The sequence below is a fragment of the Phyllobacterium sp. LjRoot231 genome (assembly GCF_964253365.1).
Taxonomy (GTDB): Bacteria; Pseudomonadota; Alphaproteobacteria; order Rhizobiales; family Rhizobiaceae; genus Phyllobacterium.
In genome coordinates, this window is record NZ_CAXUQT020000001.1 from 4,373,479 (window position 1) to 4,399,108 (window position 25,630).

The 25,630-nt window shown below is 57.5% G+C and carries 24 protein-coding genes and 2 pseudogenes; 8 read left to right on the forward strand and 18 right to left on the reverse strand.

Annotated elements, in window-relative coordinates; genetic code table 11:
* Window positions 1-39 precede the first annotated feature (39 nt).
* The 4 genes from ACSQ3H_RS21850 to ACSQ3H_RS21865 all read left to right on the forward strand — a co-directional run bounded on the left by ACSQ3H_RS21850 (window position 40) and on the right by ACSQ3H_RS21865 (window position 3,542).
* On the forward strand, window positions 40-1,041 hold the full coding sequence (locus ACSQ3H_RS21850; RefSeq protein ID WP_436118977.1) for an ABC transporter substrate-binding protein: 1,002 nt from the start codon (window positions 40-42) through the stop codon (window positions 1,039-1,041).
* A 10-nt stretch (window positions 1,042-1,051) separates the two neighbouring features.
* Window positions 1,052-1,882, forward strand: coding sequence for an ABC transporter ATP-binding protein (locus ACSQ3H_RS21855; protein ID WP_436118978.1), 831 nt, complete (start codon window positions 1,052-1,054; stop codon window positions 1,880-1,882).
* The gene (locus tag ACSQ3H_RS21860) at window positions 1,866-2,642 is read left to right on the forward strand and encodes an ABC transporter permease (RefSeq protein ID WP_436118979.1); all 777 of its coding nucleotides are present in this window, start codon (window positions 1,866-1,868) and stop codon (window positions 2,640-2,642) included. The genes ACSQ3H_RS21855 and ACSQ3H_RS21860 overlap by 17 nt, the downstream gene beginning before the upstream one ends.
* A gap of 411 nt (window positions 2,643-3,053) precedes the next feature.
* On the forward strand, window positions 3,054-3,542 hold the full coding sequence (locus ACSQ3H_RS21865; protein WP_436118980.1) for an acyl-CoA thioesterase: 489 nt from the start codon (window positions 3,054-3,056) through the stop codon (window positions 3,540-3,542).
* A 129-nt stretch (window positions 3,543-3,671) separates the two neighbouring features.
* Here the strand turns inward: ACSQ3H_RS21865 and ACSQ3H_RS21870 are convergent.
* The 4 genes and pseudogenes from ACSQ3H_RS21870 to ACSQ3H_RS21885 form a co-directional block, all read right to left on the reverse strand.
* A pseudogene (locus ACSQ3H_RS21870) lies at window positions 3,672-3,761 on the reverse strand (IS6 family transposase); the annotation flags it as partial.
* An 80-nt stretch (window positions 3,762-3,841) separates the two neighbouring features.
* The gene (locus ACSQ3H_RS21875) at window positions 3,842-4,393 is read right to left on the reverse strand and encodes an ATP-binding cassette domain-containing protein (RefSeq protein WP_436119531.1); all 552 of its coding nucleotides are present in this window, start codon (window positions 4,391-4,393) and stop codon (window positions 3,842-3,844) included.
* A 378-nt stretch (window positions 4,394-4,771) separates the two neighbouring features.
* The gene (locus ACSQ3H_RS21880) at window positions 4,772-5,767 is read right to left on the reverse strand and encodes a zinc-binding alcohol dehydrogenase family protein (RefSeq protein WP_436118981.1); all 996 of its coding nucleotides are present in this window, start codon (window positions 5,765-5,767) and stop codon (window positions 4,772-4,774) included.
* A gap of 13 nt (window positions 5,768-5,780) precedes the next feature.
* Window positions 5,781-6,593: an ATP-binding cassette domain-containing protein gene (locus ACSQ3H_RS21885; RefSeq protein WP_436118982.1), complete on the reverse strand. Its 813-nt coding sequence runs from the start codon at window positions 6,591-6,593 to the stop codon at window positions 5,781-5,783.
* A 167-nt stretch (window positions 6,594-6,760) separates the two neighbouring features.
* On the opposite strand from ACSQ3H_RS21885, the gene ACSQ3H_RS21890 reads away from it, so the two are divergent.
* Window positions 6,761-7,057: a helix-turn-helix transcriptional regulator gene (locus tag ACSQ3H_RS21890; RefSeq protein ID WP_436118983.1), complete on the forward strand. Its 297-nt coding sequence runs from the start codon at window positions 6,761-6,763 to the stop codon at window positions 7,055-7,057.
* Here ACSQ3H_RS21890 and ACSQ3H_RS21895 read toward each other — a convergent pair.
* From ACSQ3H_RS21895 to ACSQ3H_RS21930, 8 genes and pseudogenes are all read right to left on the reverse strand, one after another.
* Entirely contained in the window at window positions 7,011-8,267 is a 1,257-nt protein-coding gene (locus tag ACSQ3H_RS21895; RefSeq protein ID WP_436118984.1) for a tyrosine-type recombinase/integrase, read from the reverse strand. The two genes, ACSQ3H_RS21890 and ACSQ3H_RS21895, sit on opposite strands and share 47 nt — an antisense overlap.
* Window positions 8,268-8,561: 294 nt before the next feature.
* Entirely contained in the window at window positions 8,562-10,124 is a 1,563-nt protein-coding gene (guaA, locus tag ACSQ3H_RS21900) for a glutamine-hydrolyzing GMP synthase (RefSeq protein ID WP_436118985.1), read from the reverse strand.
* A 506-nt stretch (window positions 10,125-10,630) separates the two neighbouring features.
* Window positions 10,631-11,269, reverse strand: a complete 639-nt coding sequence (locus tag ACSQ3H_RS21905; protein WP_436119532.1) for a 5'-methylthioadenosine/S-adenosylhomocysteine nucleosidase — start codon at window positions 11,267-11,269, stop codon at window positions 10,631-10,633.
* 1 nt (window position 11,270) lies between these two features.
* The gene (locus ACSQ3H_RS21910; RefSeq protein ID WP_436118986.1) at window positions 11,271-11,726 is read right to left on the reverse strand and encodes a TspO/MBR family protein; all 456 of its coding nucleotides are present in this window, start codon (window positions 11,724-11,726) and stop codon (window positions 11,271-11,273) included.
* Between the two features lie 41 nt (window positions 11,727-11,767).
* Entirely contained in the window at window positions 11,768-13,057 is a 1,290-nt protein-coding gene (locus tag ACSQ3H_RS21915; RefSeq protein WP_436118987.1) for an RsmB/NOP family class I SAM-dependent RNA methyltransferase, read from the reverse strand.
* Between the two features lie 417 nt (window positions 13,058-13,474).
* Window positions 13,475-13,966 (reverse strand): annotated as a pseudogene (locus tag ACSQ3H_RS21920) (catalase); the annotation flags it as partial.
* A 164-nt stretch (window positions 13,967-14,130) separates the two neighbouring features.
* Window positions 14,131-14,556: an MAPEG family protein gene (locus tag ACSQ3H_RS21925; RefSeq protein ID WP_436118988.1), complete on the reverse strand. Its 426-nt coding sequence runs from the start codon at window positions 14,554-14,556 to the stop codon at window positions 14,131-14,133.
* A 20-nt stretch (window positions 14,557-14,576) separates the two neighbouring features.
* Window positions 14,577-15,503: a LysR substrate-binding domain-containing protein gene (locus ACSQ3H_RS21930; protein WP_436118989.1), complete on the reverse strand. Its 927-nt coding sequence runs from the start codon at window positions 15,501-15,503 to the stop codon at window positions 14,577-14,579.
* 105 nt (window positions 15,504-15,608) lie between these two features.
* On the opposite strand from ACSQ3H_RS21930, the gene ACSQ3H_RS21935 reads away from it, so the two are divergent.
* Entirely contained in the window at window positions 15,609-16,658 is a 1,050-nt protein-coding gene (locus ACSQ3H_RS21935; RefSeq protein WP_436118990.1) for an SDR family oxidoreductase, read from the forward strand.
* Between the two features lie 57 nt (window positions 16,659-16,715).
* Window positions 16,716-17,075, forward strand: a complete 360-nt coding sequence (locus tag ACSQ3H_RS21940; protein ID WP_436118991.1) for a DUF4260 domain-containing protein — start codon at window positions 16,716-16,718, stop codon at window positions 17,073-17,075.
* Between the two features lie 3 nt (window positions 17,076-17,078).
* On the opposite strand, the gene ACSQ3H_RS21945 is transcribed toward ACSQ3H_RS21940, so the two are convergent.
* The 3 genes from ACSQ3H_RS21945 to ACSQ3H_RS21955 form a co-directional block, all read right to left on the reverse strand.
* Entirely contained in the window at window positions 17,079-17,618 is a 540-nt protein-coding gene (locus ACSQ3H_RS21945) for a DinB family protein (protein WP_436118992.1), read from the reverse strand.
* Between the two features lie 16 nt (window positions 17,619-17,634).
* Window positions 17,635-19,140, reverse strand: a complete 1,506-nt coding sequence (gene guaB, locus ACSQ3H_RS21950) for an IMP dehydrogenase (RefSeq protein ID WP_436118993.1) — start codon at window positions 19,138-19,140, stop codon at window positions 17,635-17,637.
* A 224-nt stretch (window positions 19,141-19,364) separates the two neighbouring features.
* Window positions 19,365-20,345: an MBL fold metallo-hydrolase gene (locus tag ACSQ3H_RS21955; RefSeq protein ID WP_436118994.1), complete on the reverse strand. Its 981-nt coding sequence runs from the start codon at window positions 20,343-20,345 to the stop codon at window positions 19,365-19,367.
* A gap of 232 nt (window positions 20,346-20,577) precedes the next feature.
* Between ACSQ3H_RS21955 and ACSQ3H_RS21960 the strand changes: the two genes are divergently transcribed.
* Window positions 20,578-21,981: an MFS transporter gene (locus tag ACSQ3H_RS21960; RefSeq protein WP_436118995.1), complete on the forward strand. Its 1,404-nt coding sequence runs from the start codon at window positions 20,578-20,580 to the stop codon at window positions 21,979-21,981.
* Window positions 21,982-22,326: 345 nt separating this feature from the next.
* Here the strand turns inward: ACSQ3H_RS21960 and ACSQ3H_RS21965 are convergent, their stop codons facing one another.
* From ACSQ3H_RS21965 to ACSQ3H_RS21975, 3 genes are all read right to left on the reverse strand, one after another.
* On the reverse strand, window positions 22,327-23,028 hold the full coding sequence (locus tag ACSQ3H_RS21965; protein ID WP_436118996.1) for an RlmE family RNA methyltransferase: 702 nt from the start codon (window positions 23,026-23,028) through the stop codon (window positions 22,327-22,329).
* 19 nt (window positions 23,029-23,047) lie between these two features.
* Window positions 23,048-24,445 carry a Ppx/GppA phosphatase family protein gene (locus tag ACSQ3H_RS21970; protein ID WP_436119533.1) on the reverse strand — a complete coding sequence of 466 codons (1,398 nt, stop codon included), beginning with the start codon at window positions 24,443-24,445 and terminating at the stop codon, window positions 23,048-23,050.
* A 177-nt stretch (window positions 24,446-24,622) separates the two neighbouring features.
* Window positions 24,623-25,543 carry an NAD-dependent epimerase/dehydratase family protein gene (locus tag ACSQ3H_RS21975; RefSeq protein WP_436118997.1) on the reverse strand — a complete coding sequence of 307 codons (921 nt, stop codon included), beginning with the start codon at window positions 25,541-25,543 and terminating at the stop codon, window positions 24,623-24,625.
* Window positions 25,544-25,630: the final 87 nt, after the last annotated feature.

Below are 25,630 nucleotides of genomic sequence, written 5' to 3' on the forward strand. Positions count from 1 at the left end.
GGTGGCCGGGAGGGCGCCGCACATCAGGGAGGAAATACCATGCGTAAACTTATGCTCTCGCTCGCGGCTACTGTTGTATTCGCCGGATCGGCCTTTGCGGATCCCGTCAGAATCAGCGTCGGCTCTTACAATCTGAACAATTTGCCGTTCCCCGTAGCATCGGGCCTTGGTCTCTATGAAAAGGAAGGGCTCGAAGTCACCGTCGAGAATTTCGCCTCGGGCGGATCCAAGACCTTGCAGGCGCTTGTGGCAGGGTCCACAGACATAGCCGTCGGCTTCTACGATCATACGATCCAGATGCAGGCACAAAGGAAGGACGTCGTGGGCATTGTGTTGCTGGCGCGCAATTCCGGTCTTGTACTTGCAGGCGGCAAGAACTCCACATTTGATCCGGCAAAGCCTGAGACCATCAAGGGCGCGAAAATCGGCATTACTGCCCCGGGCTCCTCATCGGATTTCTTTGTTCGCTATTATTTGCAGCGCCACAAGCTTTCTGCGGACGATGTTTCGCTGATCGGCGTCGGCTCCGGTTCGGCTGCGGTCGCCGCCCTCGAACAGGGAAAAGTTGATCTGCTGGTCAATTATGATCCCGCCGCCACATTCATCGAGGCCAAGGGCGTTGGCAAGATCCTGATTGATGCGCGCAGCGATGAAGGCGCAAAGGAGATTTACGGCGGCATCTACCCGACCTCCGTTCTCTATGCCACGCAAGCCTATATTGATGAGCATCCGGAAACGATCCAGAAGGTCGTCAACGCGACAGTTGAGGCACTGGAATGGATGAACAGCAGCTCACCCGAGGAGATTGTTCAAAAACTGCCCGAAGCCTTCATTTCCGGTGATCGCGAGACTTACGTGAAGGCTGTCGCGAATGCCAAGCCGATCTTCTCCGTGGATGGGCGCTTCAACGAAGCCGAGGTTCAAACCCCGCTCGCTGTTCTGAGGAGTTTCAACGACAAGGTTGCCGCAACGGAAATCGATCTGAAGAAAACATACACCAACGCTTTCGTCGACAAAGCGCCGCGCAAAAGCACGAACTGAGGAGGAGGCCATGGCCCTGGCAGTGGTAAAACCGGTGGTGGAGGAAATCGCCCCGCAACAGAACAAGTCGATGGTTTCCATCGACTCCGTGACAATGTCCTTCGGAACTTTTGTTGCGGTGGAGGACGTCAATCTGACGGTGGCGGACGGAGAATTCCTGGCCATCGTCGGGCCGACGGGATGCGGCAAGAGTACAATACTGAACGCAATTGCTGGGCTTCTCAAACCGACCAGCGGCAGCGTCTCGATCGATGGCAATCGCGTCTCTGGTATTCAGAATGATATCGGCTACCTGTTCCAACAGGATGCGCTGTTGCCGTGGAAAACGGCCATCGAGAATGTCGAACTCGGCCTCCTGTTTCGCGGCGTAGGCACGTCGGAACGCCGCGAGCGATCGACCGCGTGGCTCGCCAAGGTGGGTCTCAAGGGATTCGAACAGCGATATCCCCATCAGCTTTCCGGCGGTCAGCGAAAGCGTGTCCAGATGGCCCAGGCATTGATCAGCGGCCCAAAGGTCATTTTGATGGATGAACCGTTTTCGGCCCTCGATATCCATACTCGCCATCTGATGCAGAACGAGCTTTTGCGCTTGTGGCAGGAGGAACGCAGGGCCGTGGTCATGATTACGCATGATCTAGAGGAAGCGATTGCCCTCGGCGACCGGGTGGCTGTGTTGGCTGCCGGACCGCGCAGCCGGGTTATCAACAGCTTCCCTGTTGATCTTGAGCGTCCCCGCAACGTCGCCGAAATCAAACTGGATCCGCGGTTCATGGATCTATACCGCAATATCTGGGCGTCGCTGCGCGGCGAAGTGGAGAAAAGTTATGAACGTCGCGACTGAACGATTTATCCAACTAGGCTTGCTTTTTGCCATTCTTGGGGGCTGGCAGATCGGTGTATCCGTTGGCATCATCGATGTTTTCTTTTTCCCTGCGCCTATGGACATCTTCAACCAGATCATCAGTTGGGTCGTTGATCCCAATTTCTATCGTCATGTGACGATCACGCTGACGGAAACCGTTCTGGGCTATGTTATTGGAACGGGCCTCGGTGTCGCTGCTGGCGTCTGGCTTGGTCTTAGCCGTAGTGCCGCTCGCATTCTTGACCCGTTCATCAAGGGCTTGAACGCCATCCCGCGCGTCGTGCTTGCTCCGATTTTCGTGCTTTGGCTCGGTCTTGGCCTATGGTCGAAAGTTGCGCTCGCTGTGACGCTCGTTTTCTTCATTACCTTCTTCAACGCGATGCAGGGTGTGCGTGAAGTCAACCCGGTGGTGCTGGCAAACGCCCGTATTCTTGGCGCCAAGCGGTCCGAGCTTCTACGCCACGTTTATTTCCCCGCAGCGGCAAGCTGGATTCTTTCTTCTTTGCGCACCTCTGTCGGCTTTGCAGTCGTCGGTGCCATTATTGGCGAATATCTTGGCGCGTCGGCGGGCCTTGGCTACCTGATCGCCCAGGCAGAAGGCAATTTCGACGCAGTCGGCGTCTTCGCCGGCATCATTATCCTGGCAGTGTTCGTCCTCGTGATCGACCGAATACTGGATGTGGTGGAAAATCGCCTAATTAAATGGCGGCCCAATGCCTCGGAGGAACGGGCAGCTTAGTTGGAATAGTCGATGCAGGCTTTAAACGGTGGCCGCTACAAGAAGCGACCACCTGTAAAAGTGTATGCCGATATTAGCGCGCTTTTTTACCGATTCTTGTTGCAGCGGTATGACTACGATCCCTCTGCGCCCGTTCGCACAGGATCGCCTGGAAAGGAGCCGAGCCGGAGCCTCACTCAATGCGGTTTCTGAAGTGCGGTGCCAGTCGAGATGTTATGCGATTTTCCAGCCACAGATCGAGAACATCAGGGACCGTTTGGTTTTTCCACTCGGCCATCGCGCCGCTCGCAGTGCCAAATGACAGCGGCGATATCGAATACTCGCTTCATAATGAGTGCCACGCTTCGCGGACTTCCTATTGGGACATCATAGCTGATACCAATTGATTTGCTGAAACAACGGAGGCGCACAATGGCTGACGGCACAAGTCGAATGGAAATGGTCGTCCTGATGACTCCCGACATGGCCAACTTCAGCGGCAAGGTCCATGGCGGCGCCCTCCTCAACCTCCTGGACCGCGTCGCCTTCTCCTGTGCCTCGCGCTTCTCGAAGCAATACGCTGTTACGTTGTCAGTCGATCAGGTCGTGTTCCGTCAGCCTATCATGGTCGGCGAATTGGTGACCTTTCGTGCCTCGATCAACTACGCCGGTCGTACCTCCATGGAGGTCGGTATTCGGGTTGAGGCCGAAGACATCCGCACCGGCATACGTCGACACACGAACTCCTGCTATTTTACCATGGTGGCCGTGGATGCGGATGGCAAGCCAACTGCAGTGCCTCGATATAATCCAATGACACAGATCGCGCAGCAACGCTTGCGAGCCGCAGAAGTAAGGCGAAGCTTGCGACGGGAATTCGAGACACGATTCAGGGAGGCCGGCTCCGACACGCCCGCCTGAGCGGAGTACGTGGGAGCTTTCCGCGAGATTAATTCGACCATGCGCGTGTTGACCGATAGCGGATCAATTCCAGGCAACTTTGGTGGAACCGTCTAAGAGTTTGTTCAAAGGTTTCCGGATAAACCTTGCAGGGAAGCGGAAGTACAGCCATACCGCCTCGGCGATAACCGAGGCCGGAAAACGGTGACGGCGATAGAGTAGATTACGAACCTCGGTCATCACTCAAATTCACAAAGAAACCTCGCTAACTGGTTAAGTTTACGGTACCACTCACCCAGCCTCCATTTGAGCTACCCAGACTACCGCACATTCGACAAAAACTGCTTGAAGCGATCAGATTTTGGGTCCCGAAAAATCTCATCAGGATCCCCCTCTTCCTCGATCACCCCCTTGTGTACAAATACAACTTTATTGGACACATCGCGGGCAAACGCCATTTCGTGGGTGACGACGAGCATTGTCCGGCCTTCTTCAGTCAATGAGCGCATGACCTTCAGGACTTCGCCGACAAGCTCCGGATCAAGTGCAGATGTCGGCTCATCGAAGAGCATGACCTTTGGCCGCTGCGCGAGCGCCCGGGCTATTGCAGCCCGCTGCTGTTGACCACCGGACAGATTAGCCGGGTAGAAATTGCGCTTTTCGGCAATTCCTACCCGCTCGAGCAAGGCTTCCGCTTCCTCAATACATTCAGTGCGATTGCGCTTTTGGACATGGACGGGTGCTTCGATGACGTTCTCGAGGATCGTCATGTGAGACCATGGATTGAAGCTCTGGAACACCATTCCGATATGTTCGCGAAGATGGTTGCGCCCTCGGTTACTGATAAGAACGTCGGAGAGCTTGAGTCGGATTATCGGCAAAAGCCTTACTGGCCGTGTTTTATAAAGCGGAATGCTCTCAATCAATCATCGTGGTCTCGCGCCTGCCCTTCGGTGGAACGAAGGACTCGGGCTATGGACCCGAAGGTGAACTGAGGCGTTGGACAACTTTTTCAACGTCAAGCTGGTTTCAGGACCCGTCTGACCGAATCCGAGCATCATGCGCCGCTTGCCCGATATCTTCATGATACTGCTGATTTGCACCGTCCTGCTTGCCTTGCTGCTTGCGCCAGCGGGGCTTTCGCAGATTCTTTTAGCATTGCCACTGGGTTCGCCATCTGCTCAGCGGACGGCATCGTGGGAGACACACCCACAATTCATTATACTCTGGATGCAACCGTAGGCGCTGGATCAGAGCCTCACCACCGCCTTGATCAGTCCGGTCCTGTCCTGGGCGAGTTCGGGCAGGCGCTGCGGCAGGTCGGCCAGCGGCAAGATCACCGAGCAGAGGGCATCCGTGGAGATCTTGCCCTCACGGATGACCGCCATGACGGTTTCGAAATCTGACTGGACGGCATTGCGGCTGCCGATGATGCGAGTTTCCCGCTTGTGGAATTCCGCGTCGTCAAAACGAACATGATCCTTCACGACGCTGACGAGCACATAGCTACTGCCATGCGCGAGTAATGAAAACCCTGCCTCTATGGCTACCGCAGCCCCCGTCGCATCGAACACAGTGTCGAAGCCATCGGCGCGGTCGCCTTCGAGGACCCGCGACGTATCTTCATGCGTATTTTGAAAACCGAACTTCTCGCGCGCCAAAGCCAGCCGCTGCGAGCTCAAATCCAAAAGATGGACCTCCGCACCTGCGAGCCGCGCGAAAAGCGCGGTCCCGATGCCGATCGGTCCGGCGCCCGTGACCAGCACCCGGTCGCCGGCGGCCAGTCCCGAACGGGCCACCGCATGGGCCCCGATCGCCAGGAATTCGACCATGGCCGCCTGGATTTCGTCGAGCCCTTCGGCGGCTATAAGGTTGCCTGCCGGAACTGCGATGCGCTGGCACAGGCCGCCGTCGCAATGAACGCCCAACACCGCGATGTTCGAGCAGCAATTGGGTTTGCCGCGCAGGCAGGCACGGCATTTGTTACAGGCGATATAGGGATTGATCACGACAAGAGTTCCGGCCTCGATGCCGCCTACAGGGGTGACCAGCCGGCCACTGAGTTCGTGGCCGATAACGCGCGGATAATTGAGATAGGGATGCTTGCCGGCATAGATGTGATAATCGGTTCCGCAAATGCCGACCGCCGCGATGTCGACAAAGGCCCAGTCTTCCGGCAAGTCCACGGGAAGGGGTCGTTCGATGAGTTCGAACCGTCCCGGTTCGACGCAGGTGCCACATAACATTCGTCTTCCTTCCTCAATTCGAACTCAGGCCGGTTTGTAGCGTCCTGACCTCATTGCGCGGCCGCCAGCCGTCGGGCATCTCGCCCTTGATGATAAGGCTCAGCACATCATCCTTGGTTACTTCCTCGATGCAGTAGCCGCCGACATTGCGTCCCCGGTTCATCACAACAATACGGTCGCAGAGGTCGAAAACGTCGTGCATGTCGTGGCTGATAAGAAAGATGCCGATACCTTCGCTCCGCAACTGCCTGATGAGATCGGCGACCATTGCTGTCTCGGCTGGTCCGAGCGCAGCCGTCGGCTCGTCCATGATGAGGATCTTCACGTTGAAATAGATGGCGCGGGCAATGGCAATGACCTGCCGCTGACCGCCGGACAATCGGGAAATCGGGTCGCTCAGATTCTTGAAGTTGGGGTTGAGCCGATGCAGCACCCGGCGCGCTTCCTCCATCATGTTCTTGTGGTCAAGATTGCCCCACCGCGTCTTCAGCTCGCGGCCGAGAAACAGATTGGACGGAGCATCGAGATGGTCGGCAAGGGCAAGCGTCTGGTAGATGGTCTCGACCCCCTGACGTCGCGCGTCCTGAGGTGATAGGAACCGGACATCCTCGTCCCCCATCCTGATCGTGCCGGCGTTCGGCGCCATGGCGCCGGAGAGAATCCGCATCAGACAGGATTTTCCCGCGCCATTATGGCCCAGGACTCCAACGACCTCTCCAGGAAAGAGGTCAATCGACACGTCTTCGACTGCGTGGACGCCGCCAAAGCTCTTCTGGATATTGATCATTTCGACCAGCGGCCGCGATCGTGTGACATGAGCATTCATGAGGTTTTCCTGAGGAAAGAGAAGGCAGAGGCCTGAGCCCCTACCTTCTCGCGGCCGGCCGTTCAGTACAGAACGTTCTTGGCCTCGGGAGCGGCGATATTGGGGCTTCCACTTTTCGTGATCTATTGTTTTCTATCTTCTCACCACCCATCAGGAGGAGATACCACATGAACACTAGGGAGAACACGGTGATCGGAAGAACGATCAGACGACAGCAGTTGCGCGAGATCGTCCCCCTAGCTGACAGCACCATCTACGAAATGGAACAGCGGGGGGAATTTCCGCGACGCTTCGCTTTGACCCCACGATGCGTGGTTTGGGATCTGGGCGAGGTTCAGGCATGGCTCGCGGCCCGTCGCTCAAAACCAATTCTCCGTGCGCCCGGCCCCGACGTGAAACAACGTCGAGCCCGCCCGGTCAAAGAGCAGGATCGGGCGCCAGGATCGGCATCGACGGCGGGATGAGCGTTGGCACGTACTTCTTGCCATCGACCCAGGCGTCCAAGATGTCCGACCACTCCTGCATCATGTGCCTTCGCTGCACCTCATACTCGGCTTTGTTATAGACGCCGCGCGACGAGCGCCCGTCCTCATGCGCCAGGCACTTTTCGATCCAGTCGCTGTTGAAGCCGAGTTCGTTCAGCAGAGTCGAACCTGTCCGCCGCAGATCGTGCACCGTAAACGGTTCCAGGGGCAAACCTTCCGCCTTCGCCCGTTCGACAACTGCGTAGGTCACCCGGTTGAAGGTGGCACGCGACATCGGGGCATCTGCGTCGTACCGCGACGGCAGAAGGTATCTTGAATTTCCCGCACAGGTCTTCAGGGCAATCATGATGTCGAGCACTTGGCGCGACAGGTAGACATTATGCGCCTTCGAGCGCTTCATCCGCTCCTTCGGGATCGTCCAAACCGCATTCTCGAAGTCAACTTCGCCCCAAACCGCATCCTGCAGTTCGCTCTTCCGCACCATCGTGAGGAGATAGAGCCGCATTCCCAGACGGATCGTGGGAAGCGTGGCGACGTGTTCGAGCTGCTTCAGCATCACCCGAATTTCAGAGGGCGAAAGCGAGCGGTCCTTGGGCGCGAAAGTCGCAATCGATGCCGGTCCCACTTCGTCGGCCGGGTTGGGAACCTTCTCACCATGCAGGATCGCAAAGCAGTAAATCTGCTTCAGGATGTCTCGTACATGGATAGCCGTCGCGGGAGCACCGCGTTCAACGATACCGCCACAATGGGCTCTAAGATCTTCTGGCGTGATCTCGGTCAGGAGACGATTACGCCAAACAGGCAACAACTCTCGCTCGAAGATGGAACGCCGCATGGCCCGCGTGCTGTCGGCCATCGGCGCGGCCGTGAGCCACTTCTCTCCGAACTCACCGAAACTCTTGGCCTCTTTCAGGCGACGCTTATCGCGCTGCTTCTCAATCGCAGGCGATCGTCCTTCGCCGACGGCGCGCCTCGCGTCGATGCACTTCTCTCGAGCCCGGGCAAGCGAGATGCCATCGCGCCCGTACCTGCCCAGGTAGACGGTCTCCCGACGGCCGTTGAGCCTGTAGTCTAAGCGAAATGAGATCGCACCACTGGGCATGACGCGGACATACATGCCGTCACGGTCGGCGACTTTGTAAATCTTCTCTTTTGGTTTCAATGCCTTGAGGGCGGCGTCCGTCAGCATTCCTACTGCCTCCTGAAAAGTACCGTCAGCACAAATTCGGGGGCTCAGTGACAGATATTATCCACTATATTCAATGGCTTAATACAAAAAAAAGTACCGTCACGAGCCTCATTGCCCGTGACGGTACTTTCAAAAATGCGGCGAAGCAATATGCCCGAGGTCCGTCAGACGGACCGCCAGTGCCAAACTCTACCCACCGATAGCTGTCGATCGTTATCGACATGATTTATTTTTATTTTCAATAGCTTACGTCGTACCATGGCGTAGATTCGGCGGGGTTCGGATAGGCCTGAATCATTCCCACTCGATCGTGCCGGGCGGCTTTGAAGTGACATCATAGACGACGCGGTTGATGCCCTTGACTTCATTGATGATACGCGTCGCCGCCTGACCGAGGAAGCTCATGTCGTAGTGATAGAAATCGGCAGTCATGCCATCGACCGAGGTGACGGCACGCAGGGCGCAGACGAATTCATAGGTGCGGCCGTCGCCCATGACGCCGACGGTTTGCACCGGCAGCAGCACGGCGAAGGCCTGCCAGATGACATCATAAAGACCGGCCTTGCGGATCTCGTCGAGATAGACCGCATCGGCCTCACGCAGGATTTCCAGCTTTTCGCGAGTGATGCCGCCCGGGCAGCGAATAGCGAGGCCCGGCCCCGGGAACGGATGGCGGCCGATGAAATGATCCGGCAGGCCGAGCTCCTTGCCGAGCACCCGCACTTCGTCCTTGAAGAGTTCACGCAGCGGCTCAACGAGCTTCATATTCATGCGCTCGGGCAGGCCGCCGACATTGTGGTGCGACTTGATCGTCACCGAAGGGCCGCCCGTGAAGGAGACGCTCTCGATCACGTCGGGATAGAGTGTACCCTGCGCGAGGAAATCGGCGCCACCAAGCTTTTTGGCTTCTTCCTCAAAGACTTCGATGAAAAGCCTGCCAATCGTCTTGCGCTTCTTTTCCGGGTCGGCTTCGCCTTCGAGCGCATCGATGAAACGATCCTGCGCATCAACGAGGATGAGCGGCAGATTGTAATGTTCGCGGAACATCTGGACGACGTCCGCCGCCTCGTTCTTGCGCATCAGGCCGTGGTCGACGAGGATGCAGGTCAGCTGGTCGCCTACCGCTTCGTGGATGAGCAAGGCTGCAACAGATGAATCGACACCGCCGGACAGAGCGCAGATGACCTTCTTGTCGCCGACCTGCTTGCGGATGAGATCGACCGCCTTTTCGCGGTAGGCCGACATCGACCAATCGCCTTTAATTCCGGCGATGCGATGGACGAAGTTTTCAAGCAGCTTCGCCCCATCCGGCGTGTGCACCACTTCCGGATGAAACTGCACCGCGTAGTACTTCTTGTCCTCGTTGGCGATGGCAGCGAAGGGCGCGCCCGTCGAAGTGCCGACGACCTTGAAGCCATCCGGTATCTGCATGACCTTGTCGCCGTGGCTCATCCACACCTGATGGCGGGTGCCCTTGGCCCAGATGCCATCGAACAGCGCGCATTCTTCCTGAATGTCGAGGAAGGCGCGGCCGAATTCGCGGTGATGCCCCGCCTCGACCTTGCCGCCAAGCTGGGCGCACATGGTCTGTTCGCCATAGCAGATACCGAGAACCGGGATATTGGCGTCAAAGACTTCCTGCGGCGCGCGCGGACTGCCGATATCGACAGTGGAATGGGGACTGCCCGAGAGGATGACCGCTTTCGGCTTGACGCGATGGAACGCTTCGCCTGCGGACTGGAAGGGAACGATCTCGGAATAGACACCAGCTTCACGCACGCGGCGTGCAATCAGCTGCGTCACCTGACTGCCGAAATCGACGATGAGGACTGTATCGGGATGAGTGGGTGTGTTCATGGCGGGCCTTTAAAGCAATTGTCGAGTCGGCGCAATGGGTTACTGGCGCCTACTGAAAAAGTGATTCCGATTGTTCACAAGTGGGGTGAAGGAGGGTTATCGGAGACATCGATGACGATTATCTCCCCCTTACATCACGACGTATGATTGCCACCTTAAAATCCCCTCTCTTGCGATTTCTAGCACTTAGCAAGAGCTAAGATGCTGAAATCGCTTTCTCCCCCACAAGGGGGGAGATAATCGCATCGGCTTTTGCACTAATCCGCGTCCTCCGCGAGCTTGGCACAAAATGCTAAATAATCTTCAAGGGACTCGGTAAAAGCTTGCCTCAGATCAGACGCTGACGATGCCTGAAACGTGATCACGTCACGTAAATTGATAACCTCGCCATGGAAAACATTGGCGTGTTCATCGAACTCCGTAGTGGCCTCGTAGCCATCGTAGTGCATCCTCGTCATGATCTAATTATGCAGCATTATCAAATGTCGAGAAATAGGCCTAAAGTATCAAAGGGAGATGCTGCCAGCTTCAATCGCCGCGGCCATTGCCTCGACTGCCACGGCCAGCTTTTCGTCGATCACGTGCAGATATTCCTTCCAATCATCAATGTGACGAAGGTCCGCCGAGCCGTCGGAGATGCCGCGCAGGCCGATGAGCGGCAGTTCGAAGCGCTGGCAAGCCCGCAGCACGGCGAAGGTTTCCATCTCGACCATATCGGCATCGATCTGGTCATAGGCGCTGCCGGACACGATGTTGGCGCCGGTCGAGAGCGAAGCCTCCTTCACGCCGGGTATGCGATAGCGAAGCGGGACGACCACGGGCAGGTCGAGAAACGGCGTTGCGCCTTTTTTGAAGCCGAGGGCCGACGCATCCATGTCGCGGTAGGAAACGCTGGTGGCTTGATAGACTTCCGTCTGTTCCAGTGTGCGCGAGCCGGCCGACCCAAGCGATACGACAAGGTGTGGGAGCGCTCCATTCGCCGCAAGGCTTGCCAGCGTTGCCGACACGCTCACGGCCGCTTCCACCGGACCGACCCCGGTGATCAGCGGCGTGAACAACCGCTGCAAATGCGGCCCGTATTCCGCATCCACGGCCATGACAAAGAGGACACGTTTCCCGCCGATCATGGTTACATCCTCGAACATATCAGCCTGCATTGAGCCTCCAGAGCGACGCATTGAGAAGCGCCGCGAAGGCCACCCACAACAGATAAGGCACAAACAAGAGCGCCGATATCAGCTCGGAATTCCACGTCACTCTGATAAAGCCGACGATGGTTACGAGCAGGAGAAGGATGACGACGAGCGCAAGACCCATCTGCTGGAAGCCGAAAAAGGCCGGCGACCAGAGAAAATTCAGCACCAGCTGCACCCACCAGAATTCCTGTGGGACTGTGAATCCTCGATCCCACACCCGCCATCCGGCAATAGCAATGAGTATGTAGAGCACAGTCCATACCGGAGCAAAAATCCAGTTCGGCGGATTGAAGGAAGGCTTGACGAGACCGGCGTACCATTCGCCGGGAAGAGTGATGTAGCCAATGGCAAGACCGCCGCCGATAACCAATACGAGAAACAACAGAAGCGCCTGGGAACGGGACATGTGACCTCTCTCGTGCGAAGGATGCAGTCACGTTTGTAGCTTTATTTTTCCCGCCTGAGAACTGAAATGAAAAATCCATCGGTCGACGTGGATAACGGGGAAAGAATGGCTGTTCCGTCCTTGAAAAGCGGCTTCAATCCTGACTGAGCGGAGACTGCCTGAGCCCACAATGGCTGTGTGTCGACGGCGCTGTAATCGCTGTTGGCTCCAAGAAACGCGGCGACCTGATCACCGTTCTCGGGCGCGAACAGCGAGCAGGTGATATAGACCAGCCGGCCGCCAGGTTTCACATAGGTCTTGGCCGCATCCAGAACCTCGCGCTGTTCCACTTCGCGACGTTCAAGTTGCTGATCGCTGAGGCGCCACTTGGCATCGGGCCTGCGCCGCCACGTGCCGGAACCGGTGCAAGGCGCATCGACCAGAACCATGTCCATCTGGCCTTCGAGCGGGACAAGATCGCTGACATTGGCATGGGCCTGCGCATTGCGCACCCCTGCCCGCTTCAGCCGGTCGAAAATGGGTGCAAGCCGGGCGCGCTCGGCATCATAGGCATGGATTTGACCTTTGTTGCCCATCTCCGCCGCGAGCGCCAAGGTCTTGCCGCCCGCACCGGCGCAGTAATCCAGCACCTGTTCGCCAGCCTTGGCGTTGCTGAGTTTCGCCGCGAGCTGCGAGCCCAGATCCTGCACTTCGAACAGGCCGCGCTGGAAGGCGGGTTCCGCCTGCACGTTGGGGTGGCGGCCCATGGCGCGCAAAGGTGGCACGCGCACGGCAGTTTCGAGCAATGGCGCAGGGTTGGCACCGGCTCGCGCGAGTTCCTTTAAAACCTTGTCGCGATCGGCTTTAAGCGTATTGACCCGCAGGTCGACTGGCGGGCGATCGCTGAGTGCGGCGGCTTCTTCAACCCAATTGTCAGCGAAGATCGCCTGGAAATGCGGGATGCACCATTCCGGCACATCGGCGCGGATATGATCGGGCGCCGAGACGAGATCGCGCTCACCCCAGATCGCCATGCGTTCGGCTTCCAGCGGTTCCGGCGCAAATTTATCGCCTTCCAGGGCGGTATTGATATCCTCGATGTCGAGTTCCGCATCGGAAAGCAGAACGCCAAAGGCGATATGACGCGCTGCATCGCTATCCATGCGCCAGCCAAGCGAGAGTTTCCGCCGCAGGGCGTCATAGACAATATTGCCGATGACCGCGCGATCGCCCGCACCGGCAAAGCGATGTGACAATCCCCAGTCCTTCAGGGCGTTGGAAGCCGGCCGCTTGCGATTTTCAATATCGTCCAGAACTTCGATTGCCGCCTGCAGGCGTCCACCAAGTCGCATATGCATTCCTTTATTTTATCAAGAGTGTCGCATACATGGCCTTAGGCATAAAAGAAAGCCGGAGCATGGAGCCCCAGCTTTCTGATTGTTCGCTCTTTCGGATGTACATGGCGCAATGGTGCTGCTTCTTACCCTCCCCCTTGTGGGGAGGGAAGCTGCGTTAGCAGCAGGGAGGGGTTATTGGTCAAAAAAAGAAAGACCCCTCCCCGTCGCTTTGCTCCGCCCTCCCCACAAGGGGGAGGGTAAAGAACGTCGAGCATTTACTCGGCGGCGACGCCCTTCTCTTCGTTGGAAATCGCATTCGCCTCATAGCCGTGCGCTTCCTTCAAAGCAGCGCGCACGCCAGCCTCATAGGCAGGATGAACACGCTTGAAATGCACGAGCTGACGTTCGATGATCTCGCCCGGAACGCCGCCCATCCGCCTGCGCCTCGGTCATGATCTGGACCTGAACGGTCCATTTCGGGAATTCGCCGCGCTCGATGCCACCGAACAGCTCTTCCTGATAGGTTTCGCGCGACTTGCCGATGAGGGCTTCTGCCTCGGCATTGGTGTAGAACTTGTGACCCTGCTGGGTCTTGAAGTGGAACTTCACCCAGACACGCTCGCCGCTGTCATTCCAGAGGGAATAGGTGTGCGAGCCGTAGCCGTTCATGTACATCGGCGCGACCGGCAGCCCGCGATCGGACATGAGGATCGTCACCTGATGCAGGCTTTCCGGCGACAGCGACCAGAAGTCCCACATGGCAGTTGCGGAGCGCATGTTGGTGCGCGGGTGGCGCTTCTGCGTGTGGATGAAATCAGGGAACTTCAGCGGATCACGGACGAAAAAGACCGGCGTATTGTTGCCGGCGAGATCCCAGTTGCCTTCGCTGGTATAGAACTTGAGAGCGAAACCGCGTACGAGGCGCGGCACCTTGAGAGGACGGCTGCGGCTTGGCATTATCCCGACGATTGCGCCTTACCTGCTGCCGCTGCTGATTCCGGACCTGCGATCAGGCGCTGGCGGTGTGCAGCAATGTGAAGCAGCCGCCGGTTGATGATTTCGGCGGATGAGTTAGACGATCTTGCCGCTTAGCCCACTGGTGGCAGTGCGAGATGCAAGGCCAACATGACCCAGAGCGCACCGTTCAATATGAAACCAATGACAAAGAGTGGCTGGCGCAGACTCAGCTGGTTCGAGGTCACATGGACGATCGTGTGAGCGATACGACTCGCTACGAAACACCAGGCAAGGATAACGGCGAGCAAGGTCGCGCCATTGACCGCATAGAGCGACAGACAGACCACATAGAACAACATCGGCAACTCATAGAGATTGATGAGGTTGCGGATAGCTGTGGCACTGGCTTCCGGCTCTTTCAGCGGTAGCTTGAAATCGCGCGGTGTAGCCTGACCGCTTGTCACGGCCTCCCGTCGACGGAGGAACACAACAGCATAGACGCAGCAGATCAAGAACGTCAGCGCTATCATCGGCCAGAATATTGCGGTCTGTGACATGGTCCCCTCCGGTTATTGCTCTATATGCTCTTTTCAGGGATGTGGTTCATGCGCAAGCCCGCTATCGCTTTCAAACTGGTTGCAAGATGGTCGATGAAGACGCGGACCTTTCGCGGCATGAAGCGAGCGCTCGGGTAGACCACATGGATGTCCATAGGAGCGTAGGCGTAGTCGGGCAGAACCCGGACGAGCCCCCCCGTCTCAAGCAGCGACTGAATCAAGGGCAGTTGCGCCCCGCCGATACCCAGACCACTAACCAGCGCCTCATTCAGGACAAAGGCATTATTTGCGAGGAATGTGGAGCGGATTGGCGCTGTGACAGCGCCACGGGGGCCGATCAAGGGAATCGATTCGCCCTGCGGCGACCAGGAGAACCGGATGTAGCGGTGCCGGATCAGATCGTCCGGTGTTTGCGGTTTGCCGTGTGCGGCGATGTAATCCGGCGAAGCCACGAGAATGCGTTCGAATGTAGCGAGCTTTCGGGCGATCAGGTCGGAGGATTTCAGGTCGCCGAAGCGAATGGCCACGTCGACACCTTCCGCGATCAAATCGGCAAAGCGGTCATCGAGGACAAGTTCAATCGTCAGGTCCGGATGCCGGCGCTGGAACTCGATGACGATGGGCGAAAGGTGCATCTGACCGAAGCCGACGGGGCCATGCAACCTCAGATTGCCACGCAGGGTAGAGGATAATTCGCCGGCGCTCTCTTCCGCCTCGTCCACCGCCAGCAGGATCTGCCGCGCATGCTGGTAATAGGTTTCGCCGCCTTCGGTAAGCGCCAGCTGGCGCGTCGACCGGTGAAACAGGCGCATGTCCAGATGCCGCTCCAACGCTGCCACCTGCTGACTCACCGCAGGCTGGGTCAGGCCAAGTTCGCGCGCCGCTGCAGATAAGGTGCCAAGCTCCGCAACCCGAACGAAGGTCTTCATCGCAGCGAATCTATCCATGTGCTCCTCAAAGAATTTCTTATGAATGCTATCATTATGCGTCCACTACGCAAAGATACATGAATGGATCATATCTGTTTCAGAATTTGAAACGGAGATTTTGAAATGACCAAAAAAGCAGTCGTTGTTGGTGCCAATGGCATCATCGGCGGCAATCTGATTGCGCATCTTGTCGAACTGGGCGACTGGGAAATCATTGGCCTGTCGCGCCGCGGCGGAATTACGGAGGGCAAGGTCAGCCACATTGCTGTCGATCTGCTTGACGCGGCGGAGGCCAAAGCGAAGCTGGCACACCTCACCGACGTGACCCATATTTTCTACGCGGCGTATCAGGATCGACCGAGCTGGGCCGAGCTTGTGCCGCCAAACCTCGCCATGCTGGTAAACGTTGTCAGCGCCATCGAGCCGATTGCGCCTGACCTCGCGCATATCAGCCTGATGCAGGGTTACAAGGTATACGGAGCGCATCTCGGCCCGTTCAAGACACCGGCGCGCGAGTCCGATGCCAATCACATGCCACCTGAGTTCAACATCGATCAGCAGGATTTTCTGGAAGCGTCGCAGAAGGGCAAAAGCTGGACTTGGTCGGCGCTGCGCCCCTCGGTCGTGATCGGCTTTGCGCTCGGCAATCCGATGAATCTTGCTTCGGTGATCGCCGTCTACGCATCGATGTCCAAGGAACTCGGCATTCCGCTGCGTTTTCCGGGCAAGCCGGGCGCCTATGACAGTCTGCTGGAGATGACCGATGCGGGACTTTTGGCGCGCGCGACAGTTTTTATCGCGACAAACCCACAATGCGGCAACCAGGCGTTCAACATCAACAATGGCGACCTCTTCCGCTGGAGCGAGATGTGGCCGAAGATCGCCAAATTCTTCGATCTCGACGTTGCCCCACCACTCCCGATGTCGCTCAACGTCATTATGGCGGACAAGAGAGAACTGTGGAGCCAAATGGTCGAAAAACACGGTCTGGCCGACACGCCCTACAAGGATGTTTCGTCCTGGGGGTTCGGCGATGCGGTCTTCGGCTGGGATTATGATTTCTTTGCCGACGGTACGAAGCTGCGGCGCGCCGGATTTCATGAATATGTCGATACAGAAGAAATGTTCATGCGGGTTTTCGCCGATCTTAGCGAACGGAAGATCATTCCCTGAATGGGTGCTAGGATGGCTTGGGTCTCGATTCGAGCCATCCTGGGGAGTGCGTCGCCCGTGAGTACAATTGTTTTGCTTCGGCTCGAGGCCGCACTCATCGCAGTGCTTGCATTGGTCAGCTATGGTATGTGGGGCCTAAGCTGGTGGCTGTTTGCACTGCTGGTGTTGGCTCCAGACCTCTCCATGCTCGGTTACTTCAAAGGTCCCCGCATCGGCGCCGTCTGCTACAACGCGTTCCACGTTTATTTTGTCGCCCTGGCGATCAGTTTCCTCGGGTGGTGGTCAGAGTCTCAAGTGGTTCTCTCGATTGGCATTATCTGGGTCTTCCATATCGCCATCGACCGTACGCTTGGTTACGGATTAAAATTCCAGACCTCATTTCAGGATACGCATCTCGGGCGCATCGGACGAAACTGATCCCTACTCCGTAAAGGGCTCACCCTGCCGTCGCGGTCTGTCGTAGTTCAGAAAGAACTCGTCGAGCTGCGGCGGCGGAACATTGGTGCCTGCCAGCATGGCATGTGCCTGCCCGCGGTGATGGATCTGGTGCACAAAGAGGTGCGACAGCACCAGGTAGATGGGTTCCTGCGAAGTCTCGCCAGTGCGCCATGTGATCGAGATGATCCTGTCTAGGTCTTCGGGCGCGAGATCGTCACAGAAGCCGATGAGACTTTTGTCGAACTCGATTTGGGCACGTTTGAGGTCCGACGCTTTCGGGTAGGGTATAGCGCCGACGAGGTCGATATTCCTCCGGCCTTTGCCAATCATGTCGGCCATATAAATGTGATCGACGATGAGATTGTGATTGAGCGTCAACCGGATGGATGGGAAGAAACTGGTGCGCTCCTGCGCGAACTCCGCATCGGTGAGCTGTTCACACGCGCTCAGCAGCCGGTGGTTCGACCAGGCGCTGTTACGCGCCATGGCCGAGAAGTGATCGCGGAGGGCGGTATCAGACATCGCCCCTCACCTTGTATCAGTTACCGCCCGGATAGTTCGGGCTCTCACGGGTGATCGTGACATCATGGGTATGGCTTTCGCGCAAACCTGCATTGGTGATACGGACGAATGTAGCCTTTTCGCGGAATTCTTCCAGATTTTTTGCACCGACATAGCCCATGGAAGCACGCAGACCGCCCGCTAGCTGATGCAAGACGCCGGAAACCGGGCCTTTATAGGCGACCTGGCCTTCGATGCCTTCCGGCACCAGCTTCAGTTCGTCGCGCACTTCGGCCTGGAAATAACGATCAGCCGAGCCGCGCGCCATGGCGCCGACAGAACCCATGCCACGATAGGCCTTGAACGAGCGGCCCTGGTAAAGATAGACCTCGCCGGGGCTTTCCTCGGTGCCGGCAAGTGCCGAACCTGCCATGGCGGCGGAAGCGCCAGCGGCAAGTGCCTTGGCGAAATCACCGGAATATTTGATGCCGCCATCGGCGATGACTGGCACATTCGATTTATGTGCTGCTTCGACCGCAGACATGATGGCGGAAAGCTGCGGTACGCCGACACCAGCGACGATGCGCGTCGTGCAGATCGAGCCAGGTCCGATACCGACCTTGACTGCATCGGCGCCGGCGTCAATCAGGGCCTGCGTTCCTGCAGCGGTGGCAACATTGCCGGCGATGATACGCACGGCATTCGACATCTTCTTGGCGCGGGTGACGGCATCGAGAACGCGCTGCGAATGGCCGTGGGCAGTATCGATGACAAGGACGTCAACGCCAGCCGCAATCAGGCGCTCGGCACGCTCGAAACCATCTTCGCCGACGCTCGAGGCGGCAGCGACACGGAGCCGCCCTTGCGAATCCTTGGCGGCATTAGGATTGAGCTGCGACTTTTCCATGTCCTTGACGGTGATCAGGCCGACGCAATAGCCCTTGTCATCGACAACCAGCAGTTTTTCGATGCGATGCTGGTGCAGAAGCCGCTTGGCTTCCTCGTGCTGGACGTTGTTTTCGCGCACTGTGATCAGGTTTTCGCGTGTCATCAGTTCGTAGATTTTTTGGGCAGGATCGGAGGCAAAGCGTACGTCACGATTGGTAAGGATGCCGACAAGACGGCCTGCCTTGCGGCTGCCCTCTCCGGCATTCTCGACGACGGGAATGCCGGAAATGCCATGGGCCCGCATCAGCGCCTGCGCGTCGGCAAGCGTCGCGTCAGGTCCGATGGTGACGGGATTGACGACCATGCCGGATTCGAACTTCTTGACCTGCCGCACTTCCTCGGCCTGCAATTCAGGTGTCAGATTGCGGTGGATCACGCCCATGCCGCCAGCCTGCGCCATGGCGATGGCGAGGCGCGATTCGGTGACTGTATCCATGGCTGCGGAGAGCAATGGCAGGTTGAGTTCGATATCGGGAGCGATGCGGGTGCGAATATCGGTCTGGCCGGGCATAACCTCGGAATGACCGGGCTGGAGCAGGACATCATCAAATGTCAGTGCCAGCGCGCCTGTCGCGGATTCAACGATTTTTGCCATGACCAATTTCCTTGCAATACGGGTAATACGACTAAAGGGCGCACCACGGTGGTGGAGCGCCGATCAAGTTCTGTTCAAGTGAATTGGCACGGGCTGGTAACATGGATATGTCAATTTGAAAAGACATAAACGCAGCTACTGGCATTCCAGCTGCCATCCGAGCGCTTAATATTGTAGCAGTATCCGGCGCAGCGCGCCGGAACCGCGTCCACGGTTCAATTCGATCAAACGTCGAATTGATAGGTGACCGGCACGAATCGATAGCCATTTTCCTTTTCGACAAAACCCACGCCAGGGAATGGCATGTGGTAGCCAATGAACGGTACCTTGTCGGCCGCTATCATGTCGAACACCTTCTTGCGTGTTGCCGCGCCCATGGCCTTGTCGGTGTCGAAGGCAACTTCCCAATCGGGGCGCTGCAACGAGGCCACGTAATGATTGGCTGTGTCAGCGGTCAGGACAAGATGCTTGCCAGCCGATTCGACGTGGAAAATCATGTGGCCGGGCGTATGGCCATAGGCCGCTTCGCTGGTGATGCCGGGCACGACCGCATCGCCCGCCTTGATGAAGGTGAACTTGTCGGCAAGCGGCTTGACCTTGGCATTGACGGTCTTGGCGTTGCCTTCGGCCGGAGTGCCCGTACGTGCAGCATCGGTCCAGAAGTCATACTCGATCTGCCCGCCCATATAGCGGGCGTTCGGAAATCCGGGTGTCTCACCATTCATCAGGCCGCCGATGTGATCGCCGTGCATATGGGTGATGACAACGAGTGTCACCTGATCGGGCGTATAACCCGCGCCCTTCATATTCGCCTCGAGCTGACCGAGGCCATTCTCCCGGCCGCCCGCACCAAAGCCTGTGTCGACGAGCACCAGTTCAGATCCGGTATTGATCAGAACCGGCGTGAAGCCGTTGACGAATTTCGTTTCGGGCAGGAAATTGGCGCGCATCAACTCGGCGACAGTTTCCTGATTTTGATTGGCACCAAATGTTGGAAACGGACCATCGCTAGGACGAAGCCCGTCGAGCAGGGTGGTAACTTCGAAATCGCCCAGCTTGAAACGTTTGAAGCCGGGGGACTTGATATCCGATTGTGGGACAGCCGCCTCCGCGATGTCAGGAATCATCTGCGACATTGCCAATCCGCCGGCCATGGCGCTTGACGCGAGAAAAAGGTTGCGGCGGGAAATCTCGAATGCAGACATAGGATTATCTCCTTCAGGCAACTTGGGACAACATGCAACGCGGCGACGTCGGCGCTGCCGCTCCGTTCCTGCTGAATAGCTGAAAAATAGTCGCAACTGGATCACTTCTGATTGATCGGCGCTTGAGCCCCAGCATCGCGAGTGCTATCGGAACTCGCAATAAGGGCCCCTGAGTCCCACAAAACGAGATTCGCCGCCTGTTTTCTCACCGATCTGAGAACTGGAATTCAACTTGAACCGTATCGTTCCGCTCGTCCTTGCCGTCGCCCTTTTTATGGAGAACATGGACTCGACCGTCATCGCGACATCGCTGCCGGCAATTGCAGCTGATATCGGCACCAGCCCGATCGCTCTCAAGCTTGCATTGACGGCGTACCTCGTGTCGCTCGCGGTTTTCATTCCGGTCAGCGGCTGGATGGCCGACAGGTTTGGCGCAAAGAATGTTTTCCGTGCCGCGATCGTCGTATTCGTCGCCGGGTCCATCGCCTGCGCGGTCTCGGGCTCGCTGCTCGCATTTGTTGTGTCGCGCTTCCTGCAAGGCATTGGCGGCGCGATGATGACACCCGTTGGCCGTCTTGTGCTGGTGCGCTCGACGCCGCGCAATGAACTCGTTGGGGCAATGGCATGGCTGACGATGCCGGCACTCATCGGCCCACTGATAGGGCCACCCGTAGGCGGATTCCTGACAACCTATTTCAGCTGGCACTGGATCTTTCTGATCAACGTCCCGATCGGCATCATCGGCATTGCATTTGCGACACGCTATTTGCCCTCCATCGAGACGCTGGTGCAGCGGCCGCTCGACGTTCCCGGTTTCTTTTTAAGTGGCATTGCCGCGTCGGGTATCGTCTTCGGCCTGTCCGTCGTCAGTCTTCCGGCGTTGCCAAGTTGGGTCGGCATCACGACGCTCATCGTCGGTGTAATTTCCGCGGCACTTTATCTTTTCCACGCACGCAGAACAGCAGAGCCTCTGCTTGCTCTCAATCTTCTCGATAATCAAATCTTCAGAGCGGCTATCGTTGGCGGCAGTCTGTTCCGCATTGGAGTCGGTGCCATACCGTTTCTCCTGCCACTCATGTTGCAGATTGGCTTCGGATTGACGCCGTTTCAATCGGGAATGATCACCTTCGTATCCGCGCTGGGCGCCATGAGCATGAAGCTCGTTACCAAATGGTTTTACCGGAAAACCGGCTTCCGCAATTCGCTGATGTATGGATCGTTTGTCGCCGCGATCTTTGTCGCGGTCAACGGATTCTTCACTCCGGAAACGCCCTATTGGCTGATGATCCTGCTGCTTCTCGTAGGCGGATTTTTCCGTTCGCTGTTCTTTACGGGGACGAACGCTCTCGCCTATGCGGATATTCCGAACGAGCAGACCAGTCAGGCTACGCCGATTAGTTCGGTTGCCCAGCAGATTTCCATCGCGCTTGGTGTGGCGGTTGCCGGCGGCATTCTTGAAATCACCACCAAGATACACGGCGGTCCGCTGCAACTCTCCGATTTCCACATCGCCTTCTTTGTCGTGGCGGCAATTTCGGGTTTGGCGTGCCTGTCGTTCAGGGCGTTGGGTCCTGACGCTGGTTCAGAGGTTTCCGGTCACCGGCCGCTGATCAAGGTGGCAGCGCCTGCGGAATAGAACGCAATACAACCTTGCGTTTCTTGTGTGCTGGCGAAACGGCGCAAATACTTAGTTCACTTTAAGTTTGAAGGCAGAAGCAGCGAGCACCGAGCCAGCCGGTGCATTGGAGGAGATTGGCTCCTCCAACTGCGGCTTCAGCCTTGCCTTCAACTTGGAGGTGAACTATGCGGAAAATTCCGTTTAGCATCACCCTTATCATGAAAAGAACCCGGACGGGCTGGCAGGTCACGTTCCGGGTTCATTTTCATCAATAAGGAAGGGGGACGGGCGAAAGCTCGTTCCCCACTCCAAGAAGTACTATAGCAGTTCTGCTCGCGTTTCCAAAGCGGTGACCGGCGCAAATCAGCCTTTGAAGTCCCGTGCCAGCAAATAAAGCTCGACGGATTCCGCGCGCGATGCCGGCGGTTTGACGTGATGCACGGACTTGAAATGCTTTTTCAACAGTGTGAGCACTTCATTTTCGGTGCCGCCCTGGAACGTCTTGGTGAGAAAATGCCCGCCGGGACGCAGGACAGAGACGGCAAAATCGGCGGCGACTTCGCATAGATGCGTGGTGCGGATGTGATCGGTACGGCGGTGGCCGGTTGTCGGCGCAGCCATATCCGACAAAACAATATCCGGCTGCCCGCCCAACGCTTCCATCAGTGTATCGGGCGCAGCATCGTCGAGAAAATCCATCTCGAGCAAGGTCACACCTGTCAAGGGATCGACATGCAGATAATCGATGCCAACGACGGTGGGTTGATGGGCGGGCGACTCAACGATTGAAGCTGCGATCTGGCTCCAGCCGCCCGGGGCGGCACCGAGATCGATGATACGCTGGCCCTTTTTCAGGATCTTGTACCGGTCATTGATCTCGATCAGCTTGTAAGCCGCACGCGAACGATAGCCGTCTGCCCTCGATCGCTGGACGTAAGGATCGTTGATATGACGCTCCAGCCAGCGGCGCGACGATTCCTTGATCGTACCGGCTTTCTTCTTGATCTTGGTGTGCAGGCCGCGCGTGCCTGTGCCGCCGCGTCCGCCTGTGGTTGTCTTAGCCATATGGGCCCCTATTCCTGGATCATGCGGTCGCACGCAACCAGCGATTGCGCCACGCGCCATCGCGCGACATGAGTTCAGTCAGTATACCTTCACGCAGACCGCGATCCGCCACGCGCAGCTTCTGGCTGGGCCAGACGTTGCGGATGGCATCGAGGATGGCACAACCGGCAAGAACAAGATCGGCGCGATCAGCACCGATGCACGGATTGGCGACCCGCTCATCGAAGCTCCATGACAGGAGCTTGCTGGTCATTTCCGTGACGTCATCATTCTGCATCCAGACACCATCGATGCGGCGACGGTCATAACGCTCAAGGCCGAGATGAATGCCGGCAAGCGTCGTAACCGTGCCCGATGTTCCGAGCAGATGAAAGTTCTGGCTCTTGACCAGATCGCCGAGCTTGTGACGCTCGGAGAAGTCATTGATCAATTCGGCAACATGATCGACCATGACTGCGAAGTTATCGGAGGTCACATCACGCCCGCCAAAGCGTTCGGCCAAAGTGACGACGCCGACAGGAAGCGATGTCCATGCAATGATGTGCTCGGCAAGGCGCGGCGAGCGGCGTTCGGAAACATCGATCAGCGCGATTTCCGACGAGCCGCCGCCGATATCGAACAGCACGACAGCATCAGTTTCGCGCTCCACCAGCGTGCCACAGCCGGATACAGCAAGACGAGCTTCTGTCTGGCGATTGATGATCTCGAGTTCGAGACCGGTTTCGTGTTTGACCCTGGCCAGAAACTCCTCGCCGTTCGACGCCTGACGACAGGCTTCGGTGGCGATAAGCCGTGCGCGGCGCACCTCATGACTGTCGAGTTTGTCGCGACAGATCTTGAGAGCCTCGATGGCCCGGTCCATGGCGTTGTCGTTCAGCCGTCCCGTCGCGCCCAGGCCTTCGCCGAGGCGAACGATACGGGAAAACGCATCAACGACACGAAACTGTCCCGGACGTGTCGGCGATGCCACAAGAAGCCGGCAATTGTTGGTGCCGAGATCGAGTGCGGCATAGAGCGGCGCGCCGGAATGCCTGGATTCGCGCCGCTGGGCTTCTTGAACCGGGGTTGTCGAAGAACCGTTCGCTGGCGCGGCGGCGACTGGAGTGATGGCATCGACCGGCTTGATCCCGGCACGACCGCGACGGCGGAAACGGTTGGGCCGCCGCTTCTTGCCGGTTTTGGCTGGAGCATTCGCAGCTCCTTGCGTCGCGGCGGCCGGAGCGTTCGAGACAACAACTGGCTCTGTCGAAGCAGGCGATTGCTTCGACTTGCCGCGTCTTCTGCGACGCGCACGTTTCTTGGGGTTCTTGTCGAAGCGTCCGTCGGGTGAATCGGACTGGCTTTCCTGCCTATGATATGCAGGATCCCCATGCGATCCGGGCCCATTCTTGGCGGGACCTTTAGTGCCGTTCAGCACTGTGCCACCACCAGACGCCCCTCCATTCGGCGCAACAGGCGCGCCTCTCTCGGGGTCTTTCAAAATCTTATCCTTCGAGCGCCGCGCGAACCATCGAGGACGCAAGCAGGACGCTTTTTAATTAACGTTGGATATAATGTAACATGCTTTACTGAATATCCAAGAGCCCCAGGGAAATTAGCGGGTCGCCAGATTCTGAATATTGGATAACGAGCTTGTAACAGCCTCCCAGCCCGTTGATTGCAACTTGTCCGAGCTTGCTACGAGGTCGCCGTTCAGGGTTTTCCAGCGGTCACTCTGGCCCGTCATTCGTGCTGCGACGTTCAAAATCCAGGGCGGGCAGGTAAACAACCCAGGATTGCGCCCGAGCCCACGTCGCATGGCGGCAAGGATCTGCGGTACGGTGACCGGATCTCTATCCGACACAATGAACGTGCCACGATCGGTTTTCGGCTCGTTCAAGCTGTGGATGATGGCGCGGCATAGAGCAGCGCGATCAAGCAGGGATCGTTGACCGGTCAGGGACTTCAGCGGCAACGGGATAGGCAGCGCTGCGAGTTTCATGAGCGTCGCCATATTACCCTTCACACCTGCCCCATAAACGAGTACCGGCCGCAGGATCGTGTAGTTTCCGCGGTTCATCGTTAAGGCGATTTCAGCCTCGGCTGCAAGCTTGGCCCGTCCGTAATCATCGGTTGGTTGCGGCGGATCGCTTTCCAGCGCGACACCCTCGTGAACGCTCGCACATTGCGCCCGTATCGATGAGACAAACACGAACTTGCCCGAGATGGTTTTATGCGCAGCCTTGGCAAGCTTTACCGCAAGCACGCAGTTGACCGTGTGATAGGTATCGGCAGCATTGGCGAGCTGCGTATGCGCTACGGCTGCCAGATGCACCACATGATCGACGTCCTCAAGGAGGCGCACAAAGAGTTCGACAGGTTCGTCCGGTGCAGGCAGGCGGACACTATTCGTGACAGAACCACCGGCACTTCGGGTTGCCCTGATCACCCGGTAGCCGGACGCTTCGAGTTGCTTGACCAATTCCACACCGATGAAGCCCGAAGCTCCTGTCACGAGAACAACACCGGTTGCCATATGATTTTACCCTTTCATGCGTTGCCACTCATACCAACAGGGAGGTTTCCATATCAATGCGGCTTCGGGGACTAAATCGAAAGGACT

Bases quoted from the DNA above. Each gene is read 5' to 3' on its own strand.
- ACSQ3H_RS21850 (WP_436118977.1), top strand. From the start codon at position 40: ATGCGTAAACTTATGCTCTCGCTCGCGGCTACTGTTGTATTCGCCGGA.
- ACSQ3H_RS21855 (WP_436118978.1), top strand. From the start codon at position 1,052: ATGGCCCTGGCAGTGGTAAAACCGGTGGTGGAGGAAATCGCCCCGCAA.
- ACSQ3H_RS21860 (WP_436118979.1), top strand. From the start codon at position 1,866: ATGAACGTCGCGACTGAACGATTTATCCAACTAGGCTTGCTTTTTGCC.
- ACSQ3H_RS21865 (WP_436118980.1), top strand. From the start codon at position 3,054: ATGGCTGACGGCACAAGTCGAATGGAAATGGTCGTCCTGATGACTCCC.
- ACSQ3H_RS21880 (WP_436118981.1), bottom strand. From the start codon at position 5,767: ATGTTATGTGGCACCTGCGTCGAACCGGGACGGTTCGAACTCATCGAA.
- ACSQ3H_RS21885 (WP_436118982.1), bottom strand. From the start codon at position 6,593: ATGAATGCTCATGTCACACGATCGCGGCCGCTGGTCGAAATGATCAAT.
- ACSQ3H_RS21890 (WP_436118983.1), top strand. From the start codon at position 6,761: ATGAACACTAGGGAGAACACGGTGATCGGAAGAACGATCAGACGACAG.
- ACSQ3H_RS21895 (WP_436118984.1), bottom strand. From the start codon at position 8,267: ATGCTGACGGACGCCGCCCTCAAGGCATTGAAACCAAAAGAGAAGATT.
- guaA (WP_436118985.1), bottom strand. From the start codon at position 10,124: ATGAACACACCCACTCATCCCGATACAGTCCTCATCGTCGATTTCGGC.
- ACSQ3H_RS21905 (WP_436119532.1), bottom strand. From the start codon at position 11,269: ATGTTCGAGGATGTAACCATGATCGGCGGGAAACGTGTCCTCTTTGTC.
- ACSQ3H_RS21910 (WP_436118986.1), bottom strand. From the start codon at position 11,726: ATGTCCCGTTCCCAGGCGCTTCTGTTGTTTCTCGTATTGGTTATCGGC.
- ACSQ3H_RS21915 (WP_436118987.1), bottom strand. From the start codon at position 13,057: ATGCGACTTGGTGGACGCCTGCAGGCGGCAATCGAAGTTCTGGACGAT.
- ACSQ3H_RS21925 (WP_436118988.1), bottom strand. From the start codon at position 14,556: ATGTCACAGACCGCAATATTCTGGCCGATGATAGCGCTGACGTTCTTG.
- ACSQ3H_RS21930 (WP_436118989.1), bottom strand. From the start codon at position 15,503: ATGGATAGATTCGCTGCGATGAAGACCTTCGTTCGGGTTGCGGAGCTT.
- ACSQ3H_RS21935 (WP_436118990.1), top strand. From the start codon at position 15,609: ATGACCAAAAAAGCAGTCGTTGTTGGTGCCAATGGCATCATCGGCGGC.
- ACSQ3H_RS21945 (WP_436118992.1), bottom strand. From the start codon at position 17,618: ATGTCTGATACCGCCCTCCGCGATCACTTCTCGGCCATGGCGCGTAAC.
- guaB (WP_436118993.1), bottom strand. From the start codon at position 19,140: ATGGCAAAAATCGTTGAATCCGCGACAGGCGCGCTGGCACTGACATTT.
- ACSQ3H_RS21955 (WP_436118994.1), bottom strand. From the start codon at position 20,345: ATGTCTGCATTCGAGATTTCCCGCCGCAACCTTTTTCTCGCGTCAAGC.
- ACSQ3H_RS21965 (WP_436118996.1), bottom strand. From the start codon at position 23,028: ATGGCTAAGACAACCACAGGCGGACGCGGCGGCACAGGCACGCGCGGC.
- ACSQ3H_RS21975 (WP_436118997.1), bottom strand. From the start codon at position 25,543: ATGGCAACCGGTGTTGTTCTCGTGACAGGAGCTTCGGGCTTCATCGGT.